The following is a 16,646-nucleotide window of genomic DNA, read 5'->3' on the forward strand; positions in this document are numbered from 1 at the left end:
CTTCCCTGATCTCGCTAGATCTCGCCGCGGAGCTTCGCCAGCGCCTCGGCGAGGATCGCCTCGCCGTCGGCGGCGCTGCGCCGCTCCCGCACGTAGGCGAGGTGGGTCTTGTACGGCTCGGTACGCGGCGGCGCCGGCGGATTCTCCTCGTCCTGCCCCGCCGGGAAGCCGCAGCGTGGGCAGTCCCAGGTCTCCGGGATCTGCGCGTCGCTGGCGAAACTCGGCTGGGTCTCGTGCCCGTTCGAGCACCAGAAGGAGATGCGGAGGCGCGGCGCGGACTCGCCGCGCTCGGCCTCTCCCATCGGCCCCGCTCCGACCCGACTTCCACGGATCGCGTTGCCACTTGCCACGGTCGTAACTCCCTGCGTGATGGTGCTGCGAGGTCGCCAGTTTACGAAAACCTTACGTGCCGTCCAGTGGCAGGCGCTCGACCTGTCCCCCGAGGACGTCTCCCCATAGTAAGCCGGGGTGGCGACGAGGCGTCAGTTCTCCCTGGATGCGCGGGAGTCGAACGTCGGCCCTACTTCTGGAACTTCATCACCAGGCCAAGGGTGACAATGCAGGCGAACCACAGCAGACCGACCACGACGGTGATCCGGTCGAGGTTGCGCTCGGCCACCGAGGAGCCGCCGACGGAGGACTGCATGCCGCCGCCGAACATGTCCGAGAGGCCGCCGCCCTTCCCCTTGTGCATCAGCACGAGCAGCAGAAGCAGCAGGCTGAAAATGATGAGGGCGATGGAGAACCCGATGACCACGGCTGGACCAACTCTCTCGACTACATGACAACGGCGCGGGGCCGGACGGCGCGGTCACGCCGGTCCGGCCCCGACAGGGTACTTCCTGAGGGGCGTGTCAGCCCACTGCCCGGTGCCCCGGCTCACCGTCCGTCGCCGCGGGCCCCGGTTCCGTCACTGGTCGCGGAACCGGACGATCTTGACGAACTCCTCGGCGTCCAGTGCCGCGCCGCCCACCAGGGCGCCGTCCACGTCCGGCTGCGCCATGATCGCGGCGACGTTGCCGGACTTCACGGAGCCGCCGTACTGGATGCGCACGGCGTCCGCCAGCTCCTGGTCGTACAATTCGGCCAGCCGCCCGCGGATCGCCCCGCAGACCTCCTGCGCGTCCTCGGGGGTGGCCACCTCGCCGGTGCCGATCGCCCAGACCGGCTCGTACGCGACCACGATCGTGGCGGCCTGCTCGGCGGGGATGTCCTTCAGGGCGCCGTCGAGCTGCGCGAGGGTGTGCGGGACCTGCTGGCCGGCCTTGCGGACGTCCAGGCCCTCACCGACGCACAGGATCGGGGTGAGGCCGTTCCTGTAGGCGGCCTTCACCTTGCCGTTGACCACGGCCTCGTCCTCGCCGTGGTACTGGCGGCGCTCGGAGTGCCCGATCGCCACGTACGCGCACTTCAGCTTGGCCAGCATCGATCCGGAGATCTCGCCGGTGTACGCGCCGGAGTCGTGCGCGGACAGGTCCTGGGCTCCGTACTTGATCTTCAGCTTGTCGCCGTCGACCAGCGTCTGTACGGAGCGCAGGTCGGTGTACGGCACCAGGACGGCGACCTCGACCGCGTCGTAGTCCTTGTCGGTGAGCGCGAAGGCGAGCTTCTGGACGTGCGCGATGGCCTCGAGGTGGTTGAGGTTCATCTTCCAGTTGCCCGCCATCAGCGGGGTGCGGGTGCTCTGCTCGGTCATCTGCTCACTTCTCCAGTGCGGCAAGGCCGGGGAGCGTCTTGCCCTCGAGGTATTCCAGGCTCGCGCCGCCGCCGGTGGAAATATGGCCGAAAGCGTTCTCGTCGAAGCCGAGGATGCGGACGGCCGCGGCCGAGTCGCCGCCGCCGACCACGGTGAACGCGTCGGAGTCGATCAGCGCCTGGGCGACCGCGCGGGTGCCGTCGGCGTAGTCCGGGTGCTCGAAGACGCCCATCGGGCCGTTCCAGAAGATGGTGGCGGCGTCGGCGAGCTTGGCGGCGAAGAGCTTGCGGGACTCGGGGCCGATGTCCAGGCCGATCACGTCCGCGGGGATCGCGTCCACCGGCGCGTTGACCGGCGAGGACGGCGCCTTGGTCTTCAGGTCGGGGAACTCGGTGGCGCCGACGACGTCGACCGGCAGGACGAATTCCACGCCCTTGGCCTTGGCGCGCTCCAGGTACTCCTTGACCACGGGGATCTGGTCCTCCTGGAGCAGGCTCTTGCCGACCTCGTGGCCCTGGGCCTTGAGGAAGGTGAAGACCATGCCGCCGCCGACCAGGATGCGGTCGGCCTTGTCCAGCAGGTGGTCGATGACGCCGAGCTTGTCGGAGACCTTGGAGCCGCCGAGCACCACCGCGTAGGGGCGGGAGACGTCCTCGGTGAGCTTCTTCAGGACGCCGACCTCGGTGGCGATCAGTCCGCCCGCGGCGTGCGGGAGGCGGGCCGGGAGGTCGTACACCGAGGCGTGCTTGCGGTGCACCGCTCCGAAGCCGTCGCCGACGTAGGTGTCGGCCAGCTCCGCGAGCCGGTCGGCGAAGGCGCCGCGCTCGGCGTCGTCCTTGCTGGTCTCGCCCGCGTTGAAGCGCAGGTTCTCCAGCAGCGCGACCTGGCCGTCGGCCAGGCCCGCCACGGTGGCCGCGGCGCTCTCGCCGACGGTGTCGGCCGCGAACACCACCTCGTGACGGCCTTCGCCGAGCAGCTCGCCCAGGCGCGCGGCGACCGGCGCGAGCGAGAACTTCGGGTCGGGCTCGCCCTTGGGGCGGCCGAGGTGCGAGGCCACGATCACCTTGGCGCCCGCCTCGGCGAGCTTGGTGATGGTGGGGACGGCGGCGCGGATCCGGCCGTCGTCGGTGATGCGCTCCCCGTCGAGCGGGACGTTGAGGTCGGCGCGGACGAACACCCGCTTGCCGGCGATCCGCCCCTCGCTGATCAGGTCGTCGATCGTCTTCATCTGTACGGTCTCCTACGGGTACGGCTGCGGGTACTGACGGGTACGGGACTGCGGAGTGGGCAAGGGACAGGGCCCGGACCGGCGCTTCGTCGCACCCGTCCGGACCCTGTCGCTCACATCGCTGTGCGTCGGCCGCTACGGCGTCAGAGCTGGCCGCCGACGAAGACCGTGAGGTCCACGAGGCGGTTGGAGTAGCCCCACTCGTTGTCGTACCAGCCGATGACCTTGACCGTCTTGCCCTGGACCATGGTCAGGGAGGAGTCGAAGGTGCAGGAGGCCGGCCAGTTGACGATGTCCGAGGAGACGATCGGGTCCTCGGTGTACTCCAGCAGGCCCTTGAGCTGACCCTCGGACGCCTTCTGGAAGGCGGCGTTGACCTCGTCCTTGGTGACCTCGCGCTCGAGGTCGACGACCAGGTCGGTGACCGAGCCGGTGGGGACCGGGACGCGCATCGCGATGCCGTCCAGCTTGCCCGCCAGCTCGGGGATGACCAGCGCGGTGGCCTTCGCGGCACCCGTGGTGGTCGGGATGATGTTCTCCGCGGCGGCGCGGGCGCGGCGCAGGTCCTTGTGCGGGAAGTCCAGGATGCGCTGGTCGTTGGTGTACGCGTGGACCGTCGTCATCAGGCCCTTGACGATGCCGAAGTTCTCCAGCAGCACCTTCGCCATCGGCGCCACACAGTTCGTGGTGCACGAGGCGTTGGAGATGATGTGGTGGTTCGCGGCGTCGTACTTGTCCTGGTTGACGCCCATCACGATCGTGATGTCCTCGCCGGTGGCGGGCGCCGAGATGATGACCTTCTTGGCACCGCCCGCGATGTGCTTGCCCGCGTCGGCGGCCTTGGTGAAGATGCCGGTCGACTCGATGACGACGTCGACGCCCAGCTCGCCCCACGCGATGGCGGCGGGGTCGCGCTCGGCGAGCACCTTGATGGTCTTGCCGTCGACGGTGATGGAGTCCGCGGTGTGGGTGACCTCGGCCTTGAGGCGGCCGAGGATGGTGTCGTACTTCAGCAGGTGCGCCGTCGTCGCGGTGTCACCCAGGTCGTTGACAGCCACGATCTCGATGTCCGCACCCTGCTCCAAGGCGGCGCGGAAGAAGTTACGACCGATGCGGCCAAAGCCGTTGATGCCTACCCGGATCGTCACGAACCGATCTCCTCGCTCATTCGCCGGAGCCCTCTCCGGCTGCGAAATATGGGATGTCCCCGACCAGGGACGAGCCTACCCGGCCAGGGGCGCGGAGGTGACATCGGGCCGAGGCCCCTCCGCCTCCGCCCCGTCCGCCGCCGCGCGCGTGCCGGCCGGGGCCTGTCCGGCGGACAGGCCCTAGCCGACCATCTCGTCGGTGAGGTTGGCGTCGGTGCCGGGCAGGCCGAGGTCCGAGGCGCGCTTGTCGGCCATGGCCAGCAGGCGGCGGATCCGGCCGGCGACCGCGTCCTTGGTCAGCGGCGGCTCGGCGAGGGAGCCCAGCTCCTCCAGGGAGGCCTGCTTGTGGTCCATGCGCAGGCGCCCGGCCGCGGCGAGGTGTTCCGGTACGTCGTCGCCGAGGATCTCCAGCGCGCGCTGCACACGGGCTCCGGCGGCGACGGCGGCGCGGGCCGACCTGCGCAGGTTGGCGTCGTCGAAGTTGGCGAGCCGGTTGGCGGTGGCCCGGACCTCGCGGCGCATGCGGCGCTCTTCCCAGGCGAGCACCGAGTCGTGGGCGCCGAGCCGGGTCAGCAGCGCGCCGATCGCGTCGCCGTCCCGTACCACCACACGGTCCACATTGCGGACCTCGCGGGCCTTGGCGGGGATCTGGAGCCGGCGGGCGGCGCCGACCAGGGCCAGGGCGGCCTCGGGTCCCGGGCAGGTGACCTCCAGCGACGAGGAGCGGCCGGGCTCGGTGAGCGAGCCGTGCGCGAGGAAGGCACCGCGCCAGGCGGCCTCCGCGTCGCAGGTCGCGCCGGAGACGACCTGCGGGGGCAGACCGCGGATCGGCCGGCCGCGGCCGTCCACCAGGCCGGTCTGCCGGGCGAGCTGGTCGCCGCCCGCCACCACGCGCACCACGTACCTGCTGCCCCTGCGCAGCCCGCCGGGCGCCATCACCACCAGGTCGGAGGAGTGCCCGAAGATCTCCAGGATGTCCTTGCGCAGCCGCCTGGCCGCGATCCCGGTGTCCAGCTCCGCCTCGATCACGATCCGGCCGCTCACCAGGTGGAGGCCGCCGGCGAACCGCAGGATCGACGAGACCTCCGCCTTCCGGCAGCAGGTCCGGGTGACGGGAAGCCGGGAGATCTCATCCTTCACCGCTGCCGTCATCGCCATGGGCCGATCCTTCCACGCATACGAAAAATCCTGTCATACGCGGCGGCCAACAGCTCCGGGTCGTGCCGCGGCCCGTCGGGGGCGGCGACCGGTGCCAGCTCGACCGTGCCGCCCAACCGCTGTGCGGCCTCGGAGAGGCTGTCACGGTCGGGTACGGCGGCCTCGTCGGCGAGAACCACGTCGATGGTGAGTTTAGGGGCGTGTCGGGCCAAAACCTCCAAGTGACGCTGCGGAGAAAATCCGTCGGTCTCACCTGGTTGCGGCGCGAGGTTCAGCGTGAGGACCCGGCGCGCCCTGGTCGTCATGAGGGCGTCGACCAGCTCGGGGACGAGCAGATGCGGGATCACCGAGGAGAACCAGGAGCCGGGGCCGAGCACCACCCAGTCCGCGTCGAGGACCGCCTGCACGGCCTCGGGAACGGCGGGCGGATCGGCCGGGACGACCTGCACTTCCTGCACCTCACCGGGGGTGAGGGCGACCGTGGCCTGGCCGCGGACGGTGCTGATCTCGTCGGGCCTGTCGGGGTCGTGGCCGCGGACGATGGCGTGCAGGTCGAGCGGGACCGCGGACATCGGCAGCACCCTGCCGTGGGCGCCCAGCAGCCGCCCGACCCACTCCAGCGCGGCGACCTCGTCGTTGAGCTGTTCCCACAGCGCGACGATCAGCAGATTGCCGACCGCGTGCCCGTGCAGATCACCCTCGCTGGTGAAGCGGTGCTGGACCACTCGGGCCCATGTGCGCCCCCATTCGTCGTCCCCGCAGAGCGCGGCGAGCGCCTTGCGGAGGTCTCCCGGCGGCAGTACGCCCATCTCCTGGCGGAGTCTGCCGCTGGAGCCGCCGTCGTCCGCGACGGTGACCACCGCGGTCAGATCGCCGGTGATCCGGCGCAGTGCGGCGAGGGAGGCGGCCAGGCCATGTCCCCCGCCGAGGGCGACCACCTTGGGCGGCACCCCGGCGCGGCGGCCCGTACCCCGGCGCCGCCGCCGACCCGTCATGATCACTCGCGCCCCATGTCCCTGTGCACTGTCACGGTCTCCACCCCATCCGCGGCCAGCCGTGCGGCCAGCCGTTCCGACATCGCCACGCTGCGGTGCTTGCCGCCCGTGCAGCCGACCGCGATCGTCACGTACCGCTTGCCCTCGCGCCGGTATCCGGCGGCGATGATGTGCAGCAACTCGGCGTAGCGGTCGAGGAATTCCTTCGCGCCCGGCTGGTTGAACACATACTGCGCCACCTCGTCGTTGAGCCCGGTGAAGGGCCGCAGCTCCGGCACCCAGTGCGGGTTGGGCAGGAAGCGGCAGTCCACCACCAGGTCGGCGTCGACGGGCAGGCCGTACTTGAATCCGAACGACATGACCGTGGCGCGGAGTTCCGGCTCCTCCTCGCCCGCGAACTGGGCGTCCAGCTTGGCGCGCAGCTCGTGCACGTTGAGGCTGGAGGTGTCGATCACCAGGTCGGCGTCGCCGCGCAGCTCGCGCAGCAGGTCGCGCTCGGCCGCGATGCCGTCCACGATCCGGCCCGAGCCCTGGAGCGGGTGCGGCCGGCGGACCGACTCGAAGCGGCGGACCAGGGCCTCGTCTGAGGCTTCCAGATAGATGATCCGGCGCTTGACGCTGCGGGTCGCCAGGTCGGCGAGGGACTCGCGCAGATTGTCGAAGAAGCGGCGTCCGCGGACGTCCACGACCACGGCGATCCGGGCGACGTTGCCCTGCGAGCGCGCGCCGAGATCCACCATGGTGGGGATCAGCGCGGGCGGCAGATTGTCCACCACGAACCAGCCGAGGTCCTCCAGACACTTGGCCGCGGTGCTGCGGCCCGCTCCGGACATGCCGGAGATGATCACCAGTTCGGGGATGGCCTCCACGGCCTCCCCCGCTCCGCCGGTTGTCACGTGCGTTCCGTCCTGTTCGTCCTGGTCGCTCATGTGCTGATCCCCCGATGGTGGGACGGGTCCGCCCCGGGCGGGGTCCCGTCGGCCTCTTCGATGATCTCTCCTGTCGCGGTGTTCACCGCGGGTGCGGCCGGAGCCGCGGCTGCCAGGGTCGCCGCGACCGTCTCCGCCGTACGGCGGCCGATCCCCGGGACCTCGCAGATCTCCTCGATCGTCGCCGCCCGGAGCCGTTTCAGCGAGCCGAAGTGCTTCAGCAGCGCCTGCCTGCGGGTCTCGCCGAGCCCCGGCACGGAGTCCAGCGCGCCGGCCTTCATCGACTTGGAGCGCTTGCTGCGCTGGTACGAGATCGCGAACCGGTGCGCCTCGTCGCGGACCCGCTGGAGCAGGTACAGGCCCTCGCTGGAGCGCGGCAGGATCACCGGGTCGTCGTCGCCGGGCAGCCAGACCTCTTCCAGGCGCTTGGCGAGGCCGCACACGGCGACGTCGTCTATGCCCAGCTCCTCCAGCGCGCGCCGGGCGGCGGCCACCTGCGGCTGTCCGCCGTCGACCACGACGAGCTGCGGCGGGTACGCGAATTTGCGCGGCCGTCCGGTGTCGGGGTCGATGGGGCCGGACGCCTGTTCCTCGTGGTCCACGGGAACATCGCCGTGGTTCGCGGGGACCTCGCCGGACTCGCCCTCCCACTCGCCGGTCTTCTGCTTCTCCAGCAGATAGCGGCGGAAGCGGCGGGAGATCACCTCGTGCATCGACCGGACGTCGTCCTGCCCGGCGAAGGACTTGATCTGGAAGCGGCGGTACTCGCTCTTGCGGGCCAGGCCGTCCTCGAAGACCACCATGGACGCGACCACGTCGTCGCCCTGGAGGTGGCTGATGTCGTAGCACTCGATCCGCAGCGGCGCGGTGTCGAGGTCGAGCGCGGCGGCGATCTCCTCCAGCGCGCGGGAGCGGGTGGTGAGGTCGGAGGCGCGCTTGGTCTTGTGCAGCGCGAGGGCGTGCTGCGCGTTGCGCTGCACGGTGGCCATCAGGTCCTTCTTGTCGCCGCGCTGCGGTACGCGCAGGCTGACGTGCGAGCCGCGGCGGTCGCTGAGCCACTGCGCGACCGGCTCCGACGGTGCGGGCAGCGCCGGGACCAGCACCTCCTTGGGCACACCGCCGCTGCCGCCGGAGCGCTCGGCGTCGCCGCGCTCGTCGCCGTAGAGCTGCTGGAGGGCGTGCTCGACCAGGCCCGCGGTGTCGACCGCCTCGACCTTGTCGGTGACCCAGCCGCGCTGGCCGCGGACCCGGCCGCCGCGTACGTGGAAGATCTGCACGGCGGCTTCCAGCTCGTCCTCGGCGACGGCGATCAGGTCGGCGTCGGTGGCGTCGGCGAGCACCACCGCGTTCTTCTCCATGGCGCGGCGCAGCGCCTCCAGGTCGTCCCGCAGCCGGGCGGCCTGCTCGTACTCCATCTCGCTCGCCGCGTCCTTCATGCGCTGTTCCAGGCGGCGCAGGTAGGTGCCGGTGTGTCCGGCCATGAAGTCGCAGAATTCCTCGGCCAGTTCGCGGTGGTCGTCGGCGCTGATCCGGCCGACGCAGGGCGCGGAGCACTTGCCGATGTAGCCGAGCAGACAGGGGCGGCCGATCTGCGCGGAGCGCTTGAAGACCCCGGCGGAGCAGGTGCGGACCGGGAAGACCCGCAGCAGCAGGTCGACGGTCTCGCGGATCGCCCAGGCGTGCGCGTACGGACCGAAGTAGCGCACGCCCTTGCGCTTGGGGCCGCGCATGACCTGCACGCGCGGGAACTCCTCGTTCATCGTCACCGCGAGGGACGGATAGCTCTTGTCGTCGCGGTACTTGACGTTGAACCGCGGGTCGAACTCCTTGATCCAGGAGTATTCGAGCTGGAGCGCCTCCACCTCGGTGGAGACCACCGTCCACTCGACGGCCGCCGCGGTGGTCACCATCGTGGCGGTCCGCTGGTGGAGGTTGGTGATGTCCTGGAAGTACGAGGAAAGCCGCTGGCGCAGGCTCTTCGCCTTGCCGACGTAGATCACCCGACCGTGCTCGTCCCGGAACTTGTAGACCCCCGGGGAGTCGGGGATCTGGCCCGGCTTCGGTCGGTAGCTGCTGGGGTCCGCCATGTCTCCCACCCTACTGGCGGGATGCGACATTCCCGGGCCAGGCCGGGCAGTGCCGACCGGTGCGGATACCGGCGGGCGGGACCGCCGGTTCGCGGGTGCCGGACTGCCGGTGGTCAGCTCGCCGGACCGGCGGTGAGCTTGCCGCCGGAGGCGGTGACCTGCACGGCGGGCAGCGGCTTGGTCGCCGGGCCCTGGAGCACGGCGCCGGTGTCCGCGTCGAACTGGCTGCCGTGGCAGGCGCAGGTGATCGTCGTGCCGTCCACCGAGGTGACGACGCAGCCCGCGTGCGTGCAGACCGCGCTGAACGCCTTGAAGGTGCCCTCCTTCGGCTGCGCCACGACCACCTTGTCGTTCCGGTAGAGCTTGGCGCCGCCGACCGGTACCTCGGTGGCGGCGCCCAACTCCACGGCTTTGGCGGGCCCGTCGGACGAACCGCCGCCGGAGCCGCCGCACGCGGTGAGGCCGAACCCGGCGGCTCCGGCCAGGGCCGCGCCTCGCAGGACGGTACGGCGGCAGGCGGGCAGTTCGGTGGTCATGTGCGCTCCAGGTCGGGGAGGTGGGGAGGTCTCGCGACCCGTAACCCTACGTCCCCCACCTGTCCGCTTCCTCTGTGCCACTCCCGGACGCCCACTGCCTGACGACCGCGCCTGACGACCGCTGCCTGACGACCGCGCCTCGACGGCGTGCCGCCGCGCCCGCGCCGACCCGTCCTTGACCTTCCTCGGTGCTACGCCTTGCCCGCCGTCCGCTTGCGCGGCGCCGGGGTCTTCTTCGCGGCGGCCGTCGTGCCCTTCTTGGCCGCGGCGGCCGTCCCCGTGGCCTTCTTGGGGGCGGGCACCCGCTTCTTGGGCGCGGGCACCGACGCGTCGCTGATCCGCTCCGCGCCCAGGACGTCCCGCAGGAACTTGCCGGTGTGGCTGGCCGGGACGGCCGCGATCTGCTCGGGGGTGCCCTCGGCGACGACCAGTCCGCCGCCGTTGCCGCCCTCGGGGCCCATGTCGACCACCCAGTCGGCGGTCTTGATGACATCGAGATTGTGCTCGATGACGATCACGGTGTTGCCCTTGTCGACCAGGCCCTGGAGCACCTTGATCAGCTTGCTGATGTCCTCGAAGTGCAGACCGGTGGTCGGCTCGTCCAGGACGTAGACCGTACGGCCGGTGGAGCGCTTCTGGAGCTCGGAGGCGAGCTTCACGCGCTGCGCCTCGCCGCCGGACAGCGTCGGCGCGGACTGCCCCAGGCGTACGTATCCCAGGCCGACCTCGTAGAGCGTGCGCAGGTGCCGGGCGATGGCGGGCACCGCCTCAAAGAAGTCCAGCGCCTCCTCGATCGGCATCTCCAGCACCTCGGCGATGGACTTGCCCTTGTAGTGCACTTCCAGCGTCTCGCGGTTGTAGCGGGCGCCGTGGCAGACCTCGCACGGGACGTAGACGTCCGGCAGGAAGTTCATCTCGATCTTGATCGTGCCGTCGCCCGAGCAGTTCTCGCAGCGACCGCCCTTGACGTTGAAGGAGAAGCGGCCGGGCAGATAGCCGCGGACCTTGGCCTCCATCGTCTCCGCGAAGAGCCGCCGCACATGGTCGAAGACACCGGTGTACGTGGCCGGGTTGGAGCGCGGGGTGCGGCCGATCGGCGACTGGTCGACGTGCACGACCTTGTCCACCAGGTCGTCGCCGTCCACCCGGGTGTGCCGGCCGGGGACGCTGCGCGCCCCGTTCAGCTCGCGGGCCAGGTGGGTGTAGAGGATGTCGTTGACCAGCGTCGACTTGCCGGAGCCGGAGACGCCGGTGACGGCGGTGAGCACTCCGAGCGGGAAGGACACGTCGATGTCCTGGAGATTGTGCTCGCGGGCGCCGTGCACGGTCAGCCGCCGCTTGCGGTCGATCGGGCGGCGTACGTCGGGGGTGACGATGACGCGCTTGCCCGAGAGATACTGCCCGGTCAGCGACTCCTCGTTGACCAGCAGCTCCTTCAGCGAGCCGGAGTGCACCACCTTGCCGCCGTGCTCACCGGCGCCGGGGCCGATGTCGACCACCCAGTCGGCGGTCTTGATGGTGTCCTCGTCGTGCTCGACGACGATCAGCGTGTTGCCCAGGTCGCGCAGCCGCACCAGGGTCTCGATCAGCCGGTGGTTGTCGCGCTGGTGCAGGCCGATCGACGGCTCGTCCAGCACGTACAGCACGCCGACCAGGCCCGAGCCGATCTGGGTGGCGAGCCGGATGCGCTGGGCCTCGCCGCCGGACAGGGTGCCCGCGGCGCGGTTGAGCGAGAGGTAGTCCAGGCCGACGTCGACCAGGAACTTCAGCCGTTCGTTGACCTCCTTGAACACCCGCTCGGCGATCTTCTTGTCGCGGGCGTCCAGCTTCATCCCGCCGAGGAACTCGGCGCAGTCGCTGATCGACATGGCGGAGACGTCCGCGATGGAGCGGTCCTGGACGGTGACGGCCAGCACGATCGGCTTGAGCCTGCTGCCGTGGCAGGTGGGGCAGGGCACCTCGCGCATGTACCCCTCGAAGCGCTCCCGGCTGGAGTCGCTCTCGGAGTCCTGGTGCCGCCGCTTCACGAACGGGATGGCGCCCTCGAAATGCGCGTTGTACGCGCGCTCGCGGCCGTACCTGTTCTTGTACGCGACCCTGACCTCGGCCTTGTGGCCGTAGAGCAGCGCCTTCTTCGCGCGGGCGGGCAGCCCGGCCCAGGGAATGTCGGTCCTGAAGCCCAGCTCCCCCGCGAGACCTTCGACCAGCCGCTCGAAGTAGCCCTTGGACATGCCGCCGGTCCAGGGCGCGATGGCGCCCTCGGCCAGGGACTTCTCCTCGTCGGGGACGATCAGCTCCGGGTCGACCTCCATGCGGGAGCCGATGCCGGTGCAGTCGGGACAGGCGCCGAAGGGCGAGTTGAAGGAGAAGGAGCGCGGCTCCAGCTCCTCGAAGGACAGGTCGTCGTACGGGCAGTACAGGTGCTCGGAGAACATCCGCTCGCGCTGCGGGTCGTCCTCGGGCAGGTCGACGAAGTCCAGGATGACCATGCCGCCGGACAGGCCGAGCGCGGTCTCGACGGAGTCCGTGAGGCGGCGCTTGGCGCTGTCCTTCACCGTGAGGCGGTCGATGACCACCTCGATGGTGTGCTTCTCCTGCTTCTTCAGCTTGGGCGGGTCGGTGAGCTGGATCGTGGCCCCGTCGACCCGGGCACGGCTGTAGCCCTTGGTCTGGAGGTCGCCGAAGAGGTCGACGAATTCGCCCTTGCGCTCACGGACCAGCGGGGAGAGCACCTGGAAACGGCTGCCCTCCTCCAGCTCCAGCACCCGGTCGACGATGGCCTGCGGCGACTGCCGGGAGATCGGGCGGCCGCACTCGGGGCAGTGCGGCTTGCCGATCCTGGCGAAGAGCAGCCGGAGGTAGTCGTAGACCTCGGTGATGGTGCCCACCGTCGAGCGCGGGTTGCGCGAGGTGGACTTCTGGTCGATGGAGACCGCAGGGGACAGGCCCTCGATGAAGTCCACATCGGGCTTGTCCATCTGGCCGAGGAACTGGCGGGCGTAGGAGGAGAGCGACTCGACGTACCGGCGCTGCCCCTCGGCGAAGATCGTGTCGAAGGCGAGGGAGGACTTGCCCGATCCGGACAGCCCTGTGAACACGATGAGGGAGTCCCGCGGCAGGTCGAGCGACACGTTCTTCAGATTGTGCTCGCGAGCGCCACGGACGGTGAGTCGATCGGCCACGCCAGTGCGCACCTTTCATAGAGACGGGGGGAGAGTCGGCACCCCCAGTCAGCCTAAACGGGGTGCGCTCGGGTTTTCTTCCGGTTCGCCGCGTTCTCAGAAGTTGCGACACACCGACCATATAGCACGTGCATTCGATTTACGGGCGCGCTCTGACCACTTCACCCGATCGTGTGTCCTGCGCGAGCGCGGGGTGACGCGCTAGCGTCGGTACGTGACCGTCCAACGACCGGATCCCGTACTCGATGCGGTTGCCGTCCGGGAAGCCACCGACCGATTCGTCGCCGCGGTGTCCGCGCTCCCCGCCGACGGCGTCGCCGAACCCTCGCTGCTGCCCGGCTGGACCCGCGGGCATCTGCTGACCCATGTCGCCCGCAATGCCGACGCCCTGGCCAATCTGCTGATCTGGGCGGGGACCGGCGTGGAGACCCCGATGTACGCGGACGCGACGTCCCGCGACCGGGCCATCGAGGAGGGCGCGGGCCGTCCCCTCGACGACCACCTCGCCGATCTGCGGGCCTCGGCGGAGCGGTTCGAGCGGGCCGCCGCGCAGGTGCCGCCGTCGGGCTGGGCGACGCAGGTCACGCTGCGCTCCGGCCGGGTGATCGCCGCCGCCGAGGTCCCCTGGCGGCGGCTGGGCGAGGTGTGGCTGCACCTGGTCGACCTCGGCATCGGCCCCACCACCGCCGACCTGCCCGCCGACTTCGCCGCCCGTGAGCTGGCCTCCCTCGCCGACGGCCTCACCGGCCACGAGGGCATCGCCGCGGTCCGCCTGGAGGACGCCGAGTCCGGCGCGTCCTGGACGATCGGCGCCGCCGCGGAACCCGACCTCACCGTCAGCGCCGCCACCCGCCCCCTGCTGGCCTGGGTCTCCGGCCGCGGCCCGTACGAGGGCCTGACCGTGACCCCCGACGGCCCGCTGCCCGTACTGCCTCCGCTCTAGGCACCCCGAGCCTCTAGGCTGGCGGCATGGCGTACAGCGGAGAAGTGACGGTGGGCGGGACCCCCGACGTGCATGAACTGGAAGACCTGATCATCACCAAGGTCGCGGTCGGGCCGATGAACAACAACGCGTACGTGTTGCGCTGCCGGGCCACCGACGAGCAGCTTCTGATCGACGCGGCCAACGACGCGCAGACGCTGCTGGAGGTCGTCGGCGACGCCGGGCTCGGCGCCGTCGCGACCACCCACCAGCACGGCGACCACTGGCAGGCGCTGCGCGCGGTGATCGACGCGACCGGCGCGCGTACCTACGCGGGCCGCGAGGACACGGTGGGCATCCCGGTCCCCACCGATGTGGCGCTGGACGACGGCGACACCGTGACCTTCGGCCGCGTCAGCCTCACCGCGCGGCACCTGGTCGGCCACACCCCGGGCAGCATCGCCTTCGTCTACGACGACCCGCACGGCGCCCCGCACGTCTTCACCGGCGACTGCCTCTTCCCGGGCGGCGTCGGCAACACGCACGACGACCCGGCCGCCTTCACCTCGCTCCTCGACGACGTCACGGCCAAGCTCTTCGACGTGCTCCCGGACGAGACCTGGGTCTACCCCGGCCACGGCAACGACACGACCCTCGGCGCCGAGCGCCCCCACCTCAAGAAATGGCGCGAGCGCGGCTGGTAGCGGTCGGCGCGCACACCCCGGCCCGGCGGGGGCGAGCAGCGGATTGCCGCCGGCTCGCCCCCGCCCCGCGCTCCCCCGGAGGTCCGTACGGTCGCCGTACGGCCGGGCGGGCTACTTGTACCAGACGGCCACGCCGTGGTGGTGCGAGCACGTGCCCCGGTGGTGCTGCGAGTAGGACAGCGTGCCGTCGTTGCAGAGGGCGGTGGCGCCGTCGTGGTCGTTGACCGGGGGCTCGGTGTACCCGACGGTCGGCTTCGGCTTCGGCTTGGGTTTCGGCTTGGGCTTCGGGGTCGGCTTGTGGGTGACGGTGGTGGGGCGGGGCTTGGGCGTCGCCTTGTGCGTGGCGGTCGGCGACGGCGCCGTGGTGCGGGTGACCGTGGGTGTGGGTGACGGCGCCGGGGTGCCGTCCGCGGGCGGGCAGATCTCGGCGATCTTGACGACGGCGAGGTCGACCGGGTCGGACAGCGCCGCGGGCCCCTGGCCGGGCTGCTGGAAGCACACCTTCCAGTCGCCGTCCGAGACCTGGGTGCGCTCGGCCCCCGTCGCGTCGTGCGCGGCGATCCGGGTGAACCCGGCGTCGTCGGCCATGGTGCGCGCGGCGAGCAGCGGCATCCCGGTCAGGTTGGGCAGTTGGCCGGTGAGCGCGGCCTGCGTGGTGGTGGGCGCGGCCGTGGGTGTGGCCGAGACCGAGGCGGCGGCGCCCGATATGTCGTCGGTCCCCCCGTCGCCGTCGCATCCCGCGAGCGCGAGCCCCGCGACGGCCAGTAAACAGGCAGCGGTGATGGCACGTTGACGCAATTTGTCCCCCCAGGACAGGTATGAGGGGGAGAGCGTGACACGCGCCGACTCGTGACGTGGTGCCCGTAACGCAGTTGTGACCCCGAGCCGCCGCGGACCGCTCAGCGACCGCGCCGCATGCGCTCGCCGACCTCGCCCTGATCGGTCTCCCACCAGGGGCGGGTCATCTCCGGAACGGGCGCGGCGGCGGACGCGGGGGCGGACGCGGGGGCGGACGCGGGGGCCTTTGTGGAGGCGGACGCGGCAGAGGCACCGGCGGCAGCACCAGCACCGGCACCAGCACCGGACATCGCGACGACGGCCTCGCGGTCCAGCCGCGCGTCGAGTTCCGCCGTCTTCTCCCGCTCGGCCCGCCACCACTCGAAGAAGACCAGGATCAGGAAGGGCAGCGCGACGAGTTCGGCGAGGGTGAGCATCAGGCCGCCGCCGAGCATCTGGTCGTGCTGGACGCTCGGCCCCCAGGAGCGCGGGTGCGCGGCGTACCAGTGCCCGGCCACCAGCGTGCCGCTGGTCATGACGACGATGCCGGGCACGGAGTCGAAGAGCCCGTCGAAGAAGACCAGCGCGGCCCTGACCGGATGGCCGCACCAGGACGGCAGCAGGTCCTGACGGCTGAGCATCGGCAGCACGAACAGGCAGCCGGTGAGCAGCAGTTGCAGGTGCATGAGCTGGAGCACGAGCCCGTTGCCGAGGGCGGTGGAGAAGTACGGCGTGAAGTAGATCGTCAGCTCGGAGGCGAGCACCAGCACCGAGCTGACCAGCGGATACATCAGCAGTCGTACCGTACGGCCGGTGAAGGCGCGGCGCAGTCGGCTGTCGGGTGCGGCGAGCGCGAGCGGGTCGCCGAGCGCCAGGCCGAGCGGGGCGAAGAGGTCGAGCAGGATGTTCTGCACGGCGGCGGGCCAGAACAGCACCCGGTCGTAGACGGCGAGCGAGGACATCGTCGCGACGACGAGGGTGCCGAGACCGAGGACGTAGAACGCGGCGGTGCGCCACAGCGGCCACCGCTCCCCCGCGCGCCGCTTGCGCCGTACGCCCAGCGCGTACGCGACGCCGAGCAGGACGACGGCGGTCAGCGCGACCGCGTCGAGCCGCCAGGCGTCGAAGAACCGCGCGCCGGTCAGCTCGGGAAGGACCACCATGCCGCTCGCCACCATCCGCGCCTTCCCACACGCCACGCACAACCGCTCCGTTACGAGGGCCACGGTAGCCCTCGTGACGGAGCGGTCTGCGCGAAGGGGTCGGTACGGAGGGGTCGGTATG

General features: G+C 71.0%; 15 protein-coding genes. 2 read left to right on the forward strand and 13 right to left on the reverse strand.

Annotated elements, in window-relative coordinates; all coding sequences use genetic code 11:
• Nucleotides 1-14: 14 nt before the first annotated feature.
• The 11 genes from ABZX65_RS03170 to uvrA all read right to left on the reverse strand — a co-directional run bounded on the left by ABZX65_RS03170 (nucleotide 15) and on the right by uvrA (nucleotide 12,959).
• Entirely contained in the window at nucleotides 15-350 is a 336-nt protein-coding gene (locus ABZX65_RS03170; protein ID WP_073497103.1) for an RNA polymerase-binding protein RbpA, read from the reverse strand.
• A 170-nt stretch (nucleotides 351-520) separates the two neighbouring features.
• Nucleotides 521-757: a preprotein translocase subunit SecG gene (secG, locus tag ABZX65_RS03175; protein ID WP_355333892.1), complete on the reverse strand. Its 237-nt coding sequence runs from the start codon at nucleotides 755-757 to the stop codon at nucleotides 521-523.
• A gap of 153 nt (nucleotides 758-910) precedes the next feature.
• The gene (gene tpiA / locus ABZX65_RS03180) at nucleotides 911-1,696 is read right to left on the reverse strand and encodes a triose-phosphate isomerase (protein ID WP_355333894.1); all 786 of its coding nucleotides are present in this window, start codon (nucleotides 1,694-1,696) and stop codon (nucleotides 911-913) included.
• A 4-nt stretch (nucleotides 1,697-1,700) separates the two neighbouring features.
• Nucleotides 1,701-2,924: a phosphoglycerate kinase gene (locus ABZX65_RS03185; protein ID WP_355333897.1), complete on the reverse strand. Its 1,224-nt coding sequence runs from the start codon at nucleotides 2,922-2,924 to the stop codon at nucleotides 1,701-1,703.
• A gap of 143 nt (nucleotides 2,925-3,067) precedes the next feature.
• Nucleotides 3,068-4,072: a type I glyceraldehyde-3-phosphate dehydrogenase gene (gene gap / locus ABZX65_RS03190; protein WP_355333900.1), complete on the reverse strand. Its 1,005-nt coding sequence runs from the start codon at nucleotides 4,070-4,072 to the stop codon at nucleotides 3,068-3,070.
• A gap of 180 nt (nucleotides 4,073-4,252) precedes the next feature.
• Complete coding sequence (gene whiA / locus ABZX65_RS03195) at nucleotides 4,253-5,230, reverse strand: DNA-binding protein WhiA (protein WP_188284204.1); 978 nt, start codon at nucleotides 5,228-5,230, stop codon at nucleotides 4,253-4,255.
• Nucleotides 5,221-6,225: a uridine diphosphate-N-acetylglucosamine-binding protein YvcK gene (yvcK, locus tag ABZX65_RS03200; RefSeq protein ID WP_355333903.1), complete on the reverse strand. Its 1,005-nt coding sequence runs from the start codon at nucleotides 6,223-6,225 to the stop codon at nucleotides 5,221-5,223. Before yvcK ends, whiA begins: the two co-directional genes overlap by 10 nt.
• 2 nt (nucleotides 6,226-6,227) lie before the next feature.
• On the reverse strand, nucleotides 6,228-7,154 hold the full coding sequence (gene rapZ, locus ABZX65_RS03205) for an RNase adapter RapZ (protein WP_355333906.1): 927 nt from the start codon (nucleotides 7,152-7,154) through the stop codon (nucleotides 6,228-6,230).
• On the reverse strand, nucleotides 7,151-9,241 hold the full coding sequence (uvrC, locus tag ABZX65_RS03210) for an excinuclease ABC subunit UvrC (protein ID WP_355333908.1): 2,091 nt from the start codon (nucleotides 9,239-9,241) through the stop codon (nucleotides 7,151-7,153). The genes rapZ and uvrC overlap by 4 nt, the downstream gene beginning before the upstream one ends.
• A gap of 113 nt (nucleotides 9,242-9,354) precedes the next feature.
• A complete protein-coding gene (locus ABZX65_RS03215; RefSeq protein ID WP_355333910.1) occupies nucleotides 9,355-9,777 on the reverse strand; it encodes a Rieske (2Fe-2S) protein in 423 nt (140 codons plus the stop codon).
• Nucleotides 9,778-9,968: 191 nt separating this feature from the next.
• Nucleotides 9,969-12,959, reverse strand: a complete 2,991-nt coding sequence (gene uvrA, locus ABZX65_RS03220; protein WP_355333913.1) for an excinuclease ABC subunit UvrA — start codon at nucleotides 12,957-12,959, stop codon at nucleotides 9,969-9,971.
• Between the two features lie 214 nt (nucleotides 12,960-13,173).
• Here uvrA and ABZX65_RS03225 point away from each other — a divergent pair, with 214 nt between their 5' ends.
• Together ABZX65_RS03225 and ABZX65_RS03230 are read left to right on the forward strand one after the other, a co-directional pair.
• Nucleotides 13,174-13,902 (forward strand): maleylpyruvate isomerase family mycothiol-dependent enzyme, encoded by a 729-nt coding sequence (locus ABZX65_RS03225; RefSeq protein WP_355333916.1) that lies wholly within the window; start codon nucleotides 13,174-13,176, stop codon nucleotides 13,900-13,902.
• Between the two features lie 26 nt (nucleotides 13,903-13,928).
• The gene (locus ABZX65_RS03230; protein ID WP_355333919.1) at nucleotides 13,929-14,585 is read left to right on the forward strand and encodes an MBL fold metallo-hydrolase; all 657 of its coding nucleotides are present in this window, start codon (nucleotides 13,929-13,931) and stop codon (nucleotides 14,583-14,585) included.
• 111 nt (nucleotides 14,586-14,696) lie between these two features.
• Here the strand turns inward: ABZX65_RS03230 and ABZX65_RS03235 are convergent, their stop codons facing one another.
• Entirely contained in the window at nucleotides 14,697-15,383 is a 687-nt protein-coding gene (locus tag ABZX65_RS03235) for a DUF3761 domain-containing protein (protein WP_355333922.1), read from the reverse strand.
• Between the two features lie 101 nt (nucleotides 15,384-15,484).
• Nucleotides 15,485-16,525 (reverse strand): cytochrome c oxidase assembly protein, encoded by a 1,041-nt coding sequence (locus ABZX65_RS03240; protein ID WP_355334686.1) that lies wholly within the window; start codon nucleotides 16,523-16,525, stop codon nucleotides 15,485-15,487.
• Between the last annotated feature and the right edge of the window lie 121 nt (nucleotides 16,526-16,646).

The sequence above is a fragment of the Streptomyces sp. NPDC003300 genome, assembly GCF_040610915.1.
Lineage (GTDB): Bacteria > Actinomycetota > Actinomycetes > Streptomycetales > Streptomycetaceae > Actinacidiphila.